At 60.7% G+C, this 12210-nt stretch carries 13 protein-coding genes; 8 read left to right on the forward strand and 5 right to left on the reverse strand.

What is annotated here, in order from left to right; translation table 11 throughout:
• Positions 1–20 precede the first annotated feature (20 nt).
• The 8 genes from ISP18_RS05315 (at position 21) to msrA (ending at position 6355) form a co-directional block, all read left to right on the forward strand.
• Positions 21–1142: a transglycosylase SLT domain-containing protein gene (locus ISP18_RS05315; RefSeq protein WP_380007665.1), complete on the forward strand. Its 1122-nt coding sequence runs from the start codon at positions 21–23 to the stop codon at positions 1140–1142.
• A 259-nt stretch (positions 1143–1401) separates the two neighbouring features.
• The gene (gene lgt, locus ISP18_RS05320) at positions 1402–2298 is read left to right on the forward strand and encodes a prolipoprotein diacylglyceryl transferase (protein WP_380007668.1); all 897 of its coding nucleotides are present in this window, start codon (positions 1402–1404) and stop codon (positions 2296–2298) included.
• A gap of 9 nt (positions 2299–2307) precedes the next feature.
• Positions 2308–3102, forward strand: a complete 795-nt coding sequence (locus tag ISP18_RS05325) for a thymidylate synthase (RefSeq protein ID WP_380007671.1) — start codon at positions 2308–2310, stop codon at positions 3100–3102.
• A gap of 162 nt (positions 3103–3264) precedes the next feature.
• Positions 3265–3753 carry a dihydrofolate reductase gene (locus ISP18_RS05330; RefSeq protein ID WP_380007674.1) on the forward strand — a complete coding sequence of 163 codons (489 nt, stop codon included), beginning with the start codon at positions 3265–3267 and terminating at the stop codon, positions 3751–3753.
• 9 nt (positions 3754–3762) lie between these two features.
• Positions 3763–4725 (forward strand): Nudix family hydrolase, encoded by a 963-nt coding sequence (locus ISP18_RS05335; RefSeq protein WP_380007677.1) that lies wholly within the window; start codon positions 3763–3765, stop codon positions 4723–4725.
• A 40-nt stretch (positions 4726–4765) separates the two neighbouring features.
• Positions 4766–5044: a putative signal transducing protein gene (locus ISP18_RS05340; RefSeq protein WP_380007680.1), complete on the forward strand. Its 279-nt coding sequence runs from the start codon at positions 4766–4768 to the stop codon at positions 5042–5044.
• Positions 5045–5135: 91 nt separating this feature from the next.
• The gene (locus ISP18_RS05345) at positions 5136–5654 is read left to right on the forward strand and encodes an adenine phosphoribosyltransferase (RefSeq protein WP_380007683.1); all 519 of its coding nucleotides are present in this window, start codon (positions 5136–5138) and stop codon (positions 5652–5654) included.
• Positions 5655–5701: 47 nt separating this feature from the next.
• Positions 5702–6355: a peptide-methionine (S)-S-oxide reductase MsrA gene (gene msrA, locus ISP18_RS05350; RefSeq protein WP_380007686.1), complete on the forward strand. Its 654-nt coding sequence runs from the start codon at positions 5702–5704 to the stop codon at positions 6353–6355.
• Between the two features lie 62 nt (positions 6356–6417).
• On the opposite strand, the gene ISP18_RS05355 is transcribed toward msrA, so the two are convergent.
• From ISP18_RS05355 to ISP18_RS05375, 5 genes are all read right to left on the reverse strand, one after another.
• Positions 6418–7023, reverse strand: coding sequence for a DUF3501 family protein (locus ISP18_RS05355; protein WP_380007689.1), 606 nt, complete (start codon positions 7021–7023; stop codon positions 6418–6420).
• Between the two features lie 8 nt (positions 7024–7031).
• Complete coding sequence (locus ISP18_RS05360; protein WP_380007693.1) at positions 7032–8375, reverse strand: heterodisulfide reductase-related iron-sulfur binding cluster; 1344 nt, start codon at positions 8373–8375, stop codon at positions 7032–7034.
• Between the two features lie 206 nt (positions 8376–8581).
• A complete protein-coding gene (locus ISP18_RS05365; protein ID WP_380007696.1) occupies positions 8582–9004 on the reverse strand; it encodes a rubrerythrin family protein in 423 nt (140 codons plus the stop codon).
• A 148-nt stretch (positions 9005–9152) separates the two neighbouring features.
• The gene (gene oxyR / locus ISP18_RS05370) at positions 9153–10097 is read right to left on the reverse strand and encodes a DNA-binding transcriptional regulator OxyR (RefSeq protein WP_380007698.1); all 945 of its coding nucleotides are present in this window, start codon (positions 10095–10097) and stop codon (positions 9153–9155) included.
• Between the two features lie 151 nt (positions 10098–10248).
• On the reverse strand, positions 10249–12201 hold the full coding sequence (locus ISP18_RS05375; protein WP_380007701.1) for a S8 family serine peptidase: 1953 nt from the start codon (positions 12199–12201) through the stop codon (positions 10249–10251).
• Between the last annotated feature and the right edge of the window lie 9 nt (positions 12202–12210).

Below are 12210 nucleotides of genomic sequence, written 5' to 3' on the forward strand. Positions count from 1 at the left end.
GTCGCGCGCGAGTGGGCGCCATGAATCGGCCAGAAGTGACGCAACGGGTCTACCTATGCGCGCCGGCCGCGTTCCGAGCCAGGCGCATGGGTGGGCCTACCGAAAAGATCGTAATCGCAGCACCTTGCGGTTGGGCCAGGAGGCGGCGGATTGCGGAGCGTCATCCGCATGCCGGCGTGAACGTCAAAGGTCCTGCCGGCATGGCAGCGCTTCCTTCATGGCAGGCGAAACTCGCGATCGATGCATCGAAGCTGCTGCCGGTGATAAAGCAGCATGCGCAGACTTATCGCACGCCGATCCTCGGCGGCCTGGGTCTCGTTGCGGGTACGGCCGCGGTAGTGATCGGTCTGCATGCGTGGCATGCGGAGCCAAAGGCACACGTTTCATTGCAAGCGATGAGCGTAGCGAAGCCGGCAGTTATTACTTCGCCTGCGCGCTCATCGGCTTCGTTCGTCGATGTGACGGGCTCAGTGGTGAACACGCCGACGCATGTGGCGGCGATCGTCAAGCCGAAACAGGCACCGAAGACCACGCTTGGGCTTTCCGATGACGGAACCATCGTGGTGGTGGCGCAGCCGCGCGCTAGTCATGCCGACGGTTTCAATCTCGACATCACCTCGTCCGGCAGCTTGTGGGCGAAGACGGGTGCGCACTATCGCATCGATCCCGTTTTGATCTATGCGGTGGCACTGGTGGAAACGCGCGGTACGCAACCGGATGGTTCGGTGGCGCCCAGTCCGTGGATCGTGCGCATCAATGGTCACTTGCACAGCGGCACGCGTGCGCAAACCGAGCATGCGATCGAACTCGCCCATCTGCTGGCCGTGCCGGTACAGGACGTCGGCATCATGCAGGTGTACTACCCCGTGCACCGCGATATCGAACCTGATCCGATCGCGCTGCTCAATCCGGCGCGCAACATCGAGATTGGTACCCGTTTGCTGCGCAAGGCAATGGGCGAAAGCAGCGATCCGGTGCTGCGCATCGGTTATTACCATAGTCACGATGCCACGCTGGCGCGCGGCTACGGGCAGCTGGTGTTGAGTGTGTACAAGGAATTGAAGATGGCGATGGGTAAGTCGCCATCGGCCGCTGTGGCGTTGGAGTCGATGAAGGGCAATGCCGCGCAGCCGGGCGGATGATCAACAACATAGGCTGGGATGCTAATCCCCGCTGTTTTCACGTGATGCTGGGATTGGCATCCCAGCCTACGCGCTCTGGTTCATTCCGCATGTCTCAATTTCCTGGTTCGGCACATGGTGTCGAACGGGACTCGACCGTTGTTTCTCCTAGGGTTGCCGCGCCGAGGCAGCGTACCCAAGACTTCCGGCAGCGGGCAGTGTCCTGACGAGCCAGCGTCGGCCCGTTAAACTGCCGGCTTCAATCTTGCCGATGCAGCCCATGACGCAGCCTTTTGTCGTGCAATTCAACCCCGTCGTCGTGCATCTGGGACCGGTCCAGGTCCACTGGTACGGCCTGATGTATCTGATTGGTTTCTTGGGGGCCTGGTTGCTGGGCGGATATCGCCGCAAGCAGGGGCGTTTGCCGGTAAGCCGCGATGCGCTGGGCGACCTGATGTTCTACGGAATGATGGGCATCATCCTGGGCGGCCGCATCTGGTACATGCTGTTCTACTACGCGGGCGGTTTCAAATGGATCTGGACCGATCCGCTGGCGCTGTTCCGCGTGTGGGACGGCGGCATGAGCTTCCACGGTGGCCTAGTCGGCGTGCTGGTGGCGGGTTACTGGTGGTCGCGCCGGCATCGGCTGCACTTCTTCGACACGGTGGATTTCGTTGCGCCTCTGGTGCCGCTGGGCCTAGGTCTGGGGCGCTTGGGCAATTTCATCAACGGCGAACTGTGGGGTAAGCCGGGCGGCGTGCCGTGGGCGATGATCTTTCCCAATGCTCGCGATGAAGACGCTGCGCTGGCGGCGAACGATCCGCATCTGACGCAACTCATGCAGCAATTCGGCGGATTGCCGCGCCATCCATCGCAGTTGTATGAACTGGCGCTGGAAGGCGTGGTGATGTTCAGCGTGCTGTGGCTGGTGTCGATGAAGCCGCGTCCGCGCTATCTGATCTCGGGATTGTTCGCGCTGATGTATGGCTGCTTCCGCTTCGCAGTGGAATTCGTGCGTGTGCCGGATGCGCAGCTTGGCTATCTGGCCTGGGGCTGGTTGACCATGGGGCAGATCCAGTCGCTGCCGCTGATTGCGGTAGGCATCATTTTGCTGTGGATGTCGCGCAAAGCGCCCACCCTGCCGCTCGCCGCGGCAGAGCCCTCCAAGACGGCGTAAAATCCCGGTATGCGCGCTTACCTCGACTTGCTTCGCCACGTGCTGGATCACGGCACGGAAAAAACCGATCGCACCGGCACCGGCACGCGCAGCGTGTTCGGCCGGCAGATGCGTTTCAATCTCAACGAAGGCTTCCCGCTGGTCACCACCAAGAAGCTGCACTTGAAGTCGATCGTGCACGAGCTGATCTGGTTCCTGCGCGGCGATACCAATATCGCGTATCTGAAGGAACAAGGCGTCAGCATCTGGGACGAATGGGCGGACGAACACGGCGATCTCGGCCCGGTATACGGCAAGCAGTGGCGCGCGTGGCCCACGGCCGACGGGCGCGTCGTGGATCAAATCCGTTGGGTGGTTGAGGAGATCAAGCGCAACCCGGATTCGCGCCGCCTGATCGTGAGTGCGTGGAACGTGGGCGAGTTGCCGAAGATGGCGTTGATGCCCTGTCATGCGTTGTTCCAGTTCTACGTGGCGAACGGCGAGCTGAGTTGTCAGCTCTATCAGCGCTCCGGCGATATTTTTCTCGGCGTGCCGTTCAACATCGCCAGCTATGCGCTGCTTACGCACATGATCGCGCAGGTATGCGGACTGGGCTTGGGTGATTTCGTGCATACGCTGGGCGATGCGCATCTCTACAGCAATCATCTGGAGCAGGCGCGTTTGCAACTCACGCGCGAGCCACGTCCGTTGCCGCGGCTGAAGCTCAATCCGGAAGTTACGTCGATCTTCGACTTCCGCTTCGAAGACGTAGCGATTGAGGATTACCACCCGCATCCGGCGATCAAGGCGCCGGTGGCGGTGTAGGTCAGGAGTGAGTGAAGGCGAGTGAGGGGGAGAGAAAAGCGTCGATGGCCGGCCTTTGCTCTTCACTCACTCCTCACTCCCCTCCACTCACTTCTATATAATGAGCGGTCGGTCGGGCTGGTCCCGGCCTTTATGACACCACTGCCGTCCGCTGGAGCTTCCATGGCCATTTCGCTGATCGCCGCCCTCGACGAGAACTTTGCAATCGGTCGCAAGGGCCAGCTCCCCTGGCATCTGCCGGACGATCTGAAATGGTTCAAGCAGCTGACCGTCGGCAAGCATGTGCTAATGGGCTACAACACCGCCGTGTCGATCGGCCGGGCCCTGCCGGACCGCGTGAACTTGGTGCTGTCGCAGCGGCATGAGGCGCCGTTCCCTGGTCAGATTACGGTGCGTTCCATCGAAGAAGCTCAGGCGCGTTCCGACGGCACCGGCCTGATGGTGATCGGCGGCGGCAAGGTGTTCCATGACGCGCTGCCGATGGCGCGGCGGCTTTATCTCACCTGGGTGGGCGCGGCGGTGGATGGGGCCGATGCGTTCTTCCCTGGCATTCATTTCAGCGACTGGACCGAGGTTAAGCGCTCGCATCACAAGAAGGATGCGCAGCACAGCTACGACTTCGACATGGTCGAATACATCCGCAACAGCTGATTCCGCTGCGTGAACGCCGCCGCCGGCGCAATGCTGCATGTGATGGCCGGCGTGCTGCGCGATGCGCAGGGCAGGGTGCTGCTGGCGCAGCGTCCGCCGGGTAAGCATCTGGCCGGTTTCTGGGAGTTTCCCGGCGGCAAGCTCGAACCTGGGGAATTGCCGCAGCTTGCCTTGATGCGTGAACTGCGTGAAGAACTGGATGTGCAGATCGAACCGCAGGATGGCACGCCCCTGATCCGCATACCGTGGCGTTATGGCGAGCGTGGCCTGCTGCTGGATGCGTGGCAATTCACGCGTTGGCGGGGCGAGCCGAAGTCGCTCGAGGGGCAGGCCCTGCAGTGGCAGATGCCGTGCGACGTCGACCTGACAATGCTGGCACCTGCCGATCGTCCCATTCTGCAGGCGCTGCGCTTACCTGCGATCTACGCAATTACGCCCGCCGATGTACCGCCGGATCACGCTGAGGTATGGCACACGCACGTGGCGGCTGTGCTCGAACAGGGCATTGGGCTGATCCAGCTGCGCTTTCCGCTGTGGTCGATTGAAGAAGTGCGTGCCCTGGCAGCCCGCTTGCAGGGCCTCGCGGTGCGATGCGGCGCCAGCCTGTTGCTCAACGGCGACGTGGAAGGTGCGCGCCAGCTGGGCGAGGGCGTCGGCGTGCACGTGAAGGCGTCGCAGCTCGATCAGCTGAAAGAACGCCCCTTGCCCTGGTCGCAACTGATCGGCGCCAGTTGTCACGATGCCGACCAGCTGGCGAAGGGTGCACAGTTCGCCGACTTCGCCACGCTATCGCCGGTAGCGGCCACCGCCAGTCATCCAGAGGCAGCTGTGCTGGGCTGGTCGCGTTTCCAGGCCCTGGCCGAAGCCGCCGCGCTACCCGTCTACGCGCTCGGCGGCATGGCGCCTGCGCAGACCGAAGAAGCGCGCAAGCACGGCGCCCAGGGCGTGGCGGGCATCGGTGCTTTCTGGTGAATAGCTTGCCCGGCGGGGCAGGCAGCAGTAGCGTGGGGCCATGCGTATCGTTTACCGCGCCCAGAATCTGATCGACGCCCATCTGGTGAAAGATGCGCTGGAGAGCGCTGAGGTGCCCGCCTTCATCTCCGGCGAATACCTCACCGGTGGTGTCGGGCAGCTCCCTGCGCTGGATTACGTGGCAGTGCTGGTACCCGAATCCAGCGTGGATGCAGCCGAGTCGATCGTGCGCGAAATCGATCACGCGCTCGCCGAAGCGCGCCTGGCCATCCACGAACTCGACGACGATGCGGACAGCCTGGTGCCGCAGCCCGGTTGATCACGGAGCGTTTCCCTTTTCTCTCCATTGAGGAGAGGCTGTCGTACCGCATGCAGGTATCCTACCCGGCGCATCACCACTGGAGCCCTGCATGACCGAGTTTGCAAGCTTGATTCGCGCTGTACCGGATTTCCCGAAGCCGGGCGTCACCTTTCGTGACATCACGCCGCTGTTGGCCGACGGCTCCGCCTTCGCGCGTTGCATCGACGCGCTGGTCGAGCCATGGCTGGACAGTGACGTGCAGGCCGTGTGTGGCGTCGAATCGCGCGGCTTCATCTTTGCCGCGGCGATGGCGCAGAAACTGGGCGCGGGCTTCGTACCGCTACGCAAGCCGGGCAAGCTGCCGCCGCCCGTCATGTATGCCGATTACCAACTCGAATACGGTACCGATCGCCTCGAAGCGCGCGTCGGCACCGTGCGCCACGGCGAGCGCGTGCTGCTGGTGGACGACGTCCTTGCCACCGGCGGCACGCTTGGCGCCGCGCGCAATCTATTGGGCCAGCTCGGTGCAGAGCTGGTGGGCGCGTCGGTGGTGATCGAGCTGCTAGCCCTGCAGGGTCGGGCGCTTTGGCCACGGGACATTCCGCTGCATACCGTGTTGCATTACTGACGCCGGCCCACACCTTCAGACATATCACTCTGAAGGAGATCGCGGTCATGCTCAGCATCGGTGCGTGGAAACAGCGCATGCCTCGTGAGGAGGATGCGCTGCCCGGGCGCGAACAAGCGTTGGTGCCAGCCTTTACCCATGACGTACACGGCCGCCCGCTGCAGCAGGAAGCCTTTCCTGGCAGCGAAAGCGTGCTGTTCGGCATGGGCTGCTTTTGGGGCGCCGAGCGCAAGTTTTGGAGCCTGCCCGGCGTGCTCACCACGGCGGTGGGTTATGCGGGCGGCTACACACCCAATCCCACCTATCACGAAGTGTGTTCGGGTATGACCGGTCATGCCGAAGTGGTGAAAGTGGTGTACGACCCTTCGAAGGTTTCGTTCGATACGCTGTTGAAAGTGTTCTGGGAAAACCACGATCCCACCCAGGGCATGCGCCAGGGCAACGACACGGGTACGCAGTATCGTTCAGCCATCTATACGTCCAACGATGCACAGTTCAATGCGGCGCAAGCGTCGGCGAAGCGCTTTCAGGAGGAGTTGGCGCGTGCGGGTTATGGCAGCGTTACTACCGAAATCGCCATGGCCAAGCCGTTCTACTTTGCCGAGGACGAGCATCAGCAGTATTTGTCGAAGAATCCGGCTGGGTACTGCGGGTTGGGTGGGACGGGTGTTGCTTGTCCGATCGGAATTGCGGCAGCGTAATTCGTGCCTCATGGCCGTCATTCCCGCGAAAGCGGGAATGACGGCCATGGAGTAAGGTGCCGCTAATCGAAATCGACCACCAACGCCTTACGCAGCGTGTCCGATAACGTAACTTTCTCGCGCATCTCCGAATGCGTAGAAGCCAGCGTCACCGCAACGCCGGCTTTCCAATCCTCGATCATCCGGTCATCCAGCTCGAACCGCAGAAAATGCACCGCAGCGGTTTTTTCTTCGGTACTGCGATCCATATCTTCATCGGCGATGGCGGTGACCGGCGCATGTCCGCTTACCGTCAGCACAATGTTATGTTCGATGCCGACTAATCGCGCCAGCTCATGCTTGCGCTGTTCCACGTCGGCATACTCGATGAATAGCGTGGCCTTGAGGTTTTTTCCATCGGGAATGAGTGGATTGTAGGCATCCAATTCCTCGTTGATGCCATCGGCTTCGAAGATACGCTCGATACGCAACATCTCCTGCACCTGATACTGGATGGTGAGCCGATCCTCGAAGGCGAGTGTGAGATGCGCGCCAAGATGCACATTGCGATTCCTTTTGTGCGCCATGACGCGCGCGCGGAAATCGGCACGTTGCGCGGCGTAGGCTTCGAGCGAAAGCAGATCATGGCGCTGCAGTTTGTTCGTGGGTGTCGAAAGTTGAGCGTTCATGTCGATGTTTATATCCCGTAAGCCTTGCGTAGCAGGCTCAGTGGATGTTCGGCTGCGGGGTTGTCGCCCAGGCCATGCGCGATGTGGCCGCCGGCCATCGGGCAATCGCTGGTGAAGTGCGTGGCTTCCGCTTGCGCCACACGGTTTTCTACCGGCTTGGCGAGTTTGCGCGATAGTGCGTACGTCTTGTGCTTCACGCCGTAAGTACCGTCGTGGCCAGAGCAGCGTTCGATGGTGGTGATTTCCGTATTCGGCACCAACCGCAGGATCTCGGCGGTCTTGGGGCCGATCTTCTGCACGCGTTGATGGCAGGGCACTTGCCACGCGACCGTGCCAAGCGATTGCTTGAAATCGGTGACCAGCAGCCCGGCTTTATGGCGTTCGGCCAGGTATTCGAAGGGGTCGAAGAAGTGGTCACGCACCAGCGCCACATCGTCGTCATCCGGAAACATCAGCGGCAGTTCCTGCTTGAACATCAGCACGCAGGAAGGAATCGCCGCAGTGAAATCCCAGCCTTCGCGCGCCATCTTCGCCAGCACTGGAATGTTGCGTTCTTTGTACTTGCGTACGGTTTCAAGATCACCCAGCTCGAACTTTGGCATGCCACAGCAGCTTTCTTGTTCCACCAGGCGTACGGGGATGGCATTGTGCTTGAGTACGGCAGCGAGATCTTCTACGACGCCCGGCTCGGAATGGTCGCAGTAACAAGTGGCGAAGATGGCAACCTTGCCGCGTGTGCGTCCGGCCGGCTTGGCTTCACCTTGGCCGTCGAGTTTGCGCAGACGCTTGCGTGCGGTGGGCGTGTGATAAGCCGGTACGCGCGCCTGCGCGTCCACGCCCATGGTTTTTTCCAGCAGCTTGCGCGCGGTCTTGTTCTTGTTCGTTGCGTTGATGGTTTGCACGACGACGGGAATGGAAGCGAGTTTGCCGACAGCGCGCGTATTGGAAAGGATGCGTGCGGACACCGGCGCGCCATGCTCGCGAAAGTCGACGGCTTTGGCGCGCAGCATCACGTGCGGGAAATCCACGTTCCACGGATGCGGTGGCACGTACGGGCATTTGGTGAGATAGCACAGGTCACACAGGTAACACTGTTCGGTCACCTTGACGTAGTCGCTTTTCGCAACGCCGTCGATTTCCATTGATTCTGAGTTGTCGATCAGGTCGAACAGCGTGGGAAAAGCGTGGCACAGGCTGACGCAGCGGCGGCAGCCGTGGCAGATGTTGAAGACGCGTTCCAGTTCGGCATCGAGTGATTGGCGATCCCAGAATTCGGGGTTGAGCCAATCCAGTGGATGGCGTGTCGGTGCTTCGAGGCTGCCTTCGCGAGTTGTGCCGATGGGTTCTGCCATGGGGTTGTCTCTGACGTTGCCCTGTGTAACCGCAAGGCCGTCATTCCCGCGAAAGCGGGAATCCCTCTCGCTCTTGCATCGCAAGCGAAAGTGGATCCCCGCTTTCGCGGGGATGACGGCATCATGGGGTTGCAGGGTCTTCACGCAAGATTGGCCCCTCACCCCAGCCCTCTCCCCAGCGGGGAGAGGGAGTAGTTGCTATTGCGTCAGGAGGCGAGTTCGTTCAGCGCCTTCGTAAACCGATTCGCATGCGAGCGTTCCGCCTTGGCGAGCGTTTCGAACCAATCGGCCACTTCCTCGAAGCCTTCTTCGCGCGCAGCTTTCGCCATGCCCGGATACATGTCGGTGTATTCGTGGGTTTCACCCGCGATGGCGCTTTGCAGGTTCTCTTTAGTGGGGCCGAAGGGTTTGCCGGTAGCGGGATCGCCGCATTGCTCCAGGTATTCCAGATGGCCATGGGCATGGCCAGTTTCGCCTTCAGCGGTCGAACGGAATACGGCGGATACGTCGTTGTAGCCTTCCACATCGGCTTTCGATGCGAAGTAGAGATACCGGCGGTTGGCCATCGATTCGCCGGCGAACGCGTCTTTCAGGTTCTGCTCCGTCTTGGAGCCTTTCAGCTTGCTCATGACATCACCTCGTGGCGTTGGGCTTGAGAGGGAAATGCAGAGGCGGCCTCACGGTCGCGCCTTCCGAGCGTAGCGCGCTGTAGGACAAGTATGAAATTGATTGTTCTTATGAGGATGATTGACGCCAGCTATGGCGCAACGCAGCACTTCACATCACGCGTCGACGCTTTGCCGGCACCGCGTTGACGGTGTGCGGATCGAGCAGATCTTTTGGCAAACTCTTGAATATGTCCGCCAACTGTTTCAGAAAACCGCTCATGGCTGAGCTCTTGCGCCACACCATGGCTACGCGGCGGCTGGGCGGATGCCCGCCGAATTCCACAAACTGCAAGTTGGGTGCTTGCGCGACCGGTGGTTTCACCGCAAGTGTGGGCAGCAAGGTGATACCGACGTTGGAAGCTACCATCTGGCGCAAGGTTTCGAGACTGGTTGCGCGAAAGCCGCTCTTTTCGCCGGCGCCTGCCATGTGACACACCTCCAGCGCCTGATCGCGCAGACAGTGGCCGTCTTCCAGCAGCAGCAGGCTCTGATCGGAAAGATCGCTGAGCTTTAACTGCGTCCGTTTGGCCAACGGGTGCGATTGCGGCACGGCCAACATAAACGGTTCTTCGAACAGAAATTCCGCATGCAGGCTGTCGTCATGGATCGGCAAGGCCAGCACGCCGGCATCGAGCTTGCCTTCGCGCAGGCGATGCAGCACGACTTCGGTTTTCTCCTCTACCAGCAGCAGTTCTAAACGAGGAAAGCGTTCGCGCACCATCGGTACCACGTGCGGAAGCAGATAGGGGCCAAGCGTAGGGAAGATGCCCAGCCGCACCGTGCCCGATTCCGGATCCACCGTGCGCCGCGCAATGCCCTTGATCTGCTCGATTTCGTTCAACACCTCGCGCGCACGATTGGCGATGTCGCGGCCTACCTCGGTGAGCAATACCTTGCGAGGCGTACGTTCCACCAAGGCCACGCCCAGCTCGTCTTCCAGCTTCTTGATCTGGGTGGAAAGGGTGGGTTGGCTGACGAAGCAGGCTTCCGCCGCGCGCCCGAAGTGCCGATGCTCAGCCAGGGAGACCAGATAGTGGAGATCGCGCAAGTTCATGACGAGCTCAATAATAGATGGTATCTATAAGTATTGCGGTAATAATCGGTTTTAGCAATGCAAGAGGTTTCGCCATGGGCAATGAGAACCATCAAAAAAGAACCCCGGCTCGCTGGCCGGGGCTCTTCCTGCATGTAACTAACGCCTGCAATTACGGCGTGTAGTCGGCCAATACGGAAAGGTTGCTGGTGGCGCTCTCGCCACCGACCACGAGGATGTAGTACGTGGTTGCTTCCGGTTTCTGAATGACTACGGCTTCGTTGTTACCAGGCTTGACCGAGCTGAAATCGGCATCGCTGCCGTCGGCAGCTGGCGAGCTGCCGGCCTTCACATACAGCGATACGTCACCGCCGCTGCCGCCGATGGTGCGGATGTTCAGCGTGGTGGCGCCAGCCGGCACGGTGATCGAGTAGCGAACGGCGGCACCTGCGCCGATGTTCTGGCCGGAGAGGATCACGCCCTTGGTCAATGTGATGCCTGGATCGCTGTCTCCATCGCCCGGATTGCCAGTGTCACCATTCAAGGCAAGATTGACCGCGGCAGCAGCATCAACGATGCCCGCGCCAATGACGTGATCCTGGGCCACCGGGAACGGACGAGCGGATTTCACCAGGATATTCGCGATATCGGATGGCGATGGCGTCGCCAATCCAGCTGCGTTCGTTGCACCGATGATCATCGCCACGGTGCCACTGACATGCGGGGTGGCTTGCGAGGTGCCGGCCATGCCGCCGTATGTGGCGTTGCCGGGTGTTGTGGCGCCGTCATTGATGGAGGACCAGACGAAACCGTTGTCGACTACGTTGCCCGACGAAGCGTCGTTGGCATAGATGCCGCCACCCGGAGCCGAAAGGGTAACGCCCTTGCCGTAGTTGGAATAGAAAGCGCGTTTGCCTGTAATGCCGTTTGACGCAACCGCGATAACGCCGGGGCAACTGGCGGGTGTAAAGCCGGATACATCCGCCGAGCTGTTGCCTGCGGCTACGACAACGGTGGTGCCGCGGCTGATCGCGTTTTGGATGGCGGTGTATTCCGGAGCATCAGGGGTGCATGCTTCCTGACCGCCCAAGCTCATGCTGATCACCTGCGCCACGTGTGTATTGTCAGGCACACCATCCACATGACCGCCCGATGCCCATTCGATGGCGTCGGAAATATCGGAGTCGTAACCACCGCAATGGCCAAGCACGCGTACTGGCAGCACCTTGGCGTTGTACGCGATACCGGCCATGCCTACGCCGTTGTTGGTGAGCTCGGCAATCGTGCCCGACACATGCGTGCCGTGCCAGCTACTGGGTTCACCGTCCGCCGGATTGTTCGAGCCGAGACACTCTTGCAGATAGGGTTGGGTGTTGTCCCAATCACCCGTATCCCAGCCGCCCGGCACGCGACCGTCGGTAGCACGGCCGGAGACAAAGGAGTCAGAAATGAAATCGTAGCCTGCGTCAGCCAGCGACGTATCGAGGTCGGGGTGCTGCGTGATGCCGGTGTCGATCACTGCCACCGTGATACCTGAGCCATCGGCAATATCCCACGCGTTGTTGACGTTTGCGCCGCCGGTCGGGTCAAAGAAATGCCACTGATATTTGGCGTAATAGGGATCGTCTGGCGTGAAGGTTTGCAGGGCTACATTCGCCTTCGCATTGATCGATGCCGGTGCTGCGAAGTCTTTGACCACATACATCTTGTAGTCCGGCTGGACGTGCGCGACCGACGGGTCGGCGGCTATCTGTGCCATCAGTGTGTTCGCTTCACTCTGGTTGAGTTTGCGCGAGGTGCGCACCAGGTCGGCACCCACAGCGAGTTTGCGCTGGTACGACGCGGACACGGCGGGCGTTGTAGTGCCGTTGGACGCAATCGTTACGCGGTCCAAACCGACACGACCTAGAGCAGTCTTCACGTTTTGAATGACGGCATCGCTACTACTACGTTCGGTCGTGCCGTCTTTGTAGGTAATGATGAAGCGATCATAGGTTTGATTCGCCTGACCTACGCCGACGAACTTGCCAGGTAGCGTGGGCGCATCGGCAGCATGAATCGCCGAAACGGACAAAAACAAAGCAGCGGCAAGCGCACCGATGCGGAGTGTGTGAAGTGACTTCATGCATGGATC

It is taken from the genome of Dyella humi, assembly GCF_044904605.1.
GTDB lineage: Bacteria > Pseudomonadota > Gammaproteobacteria > Xanthomonadales > Rhodanobacteraceae > Dyella_B > Dyella_B humi.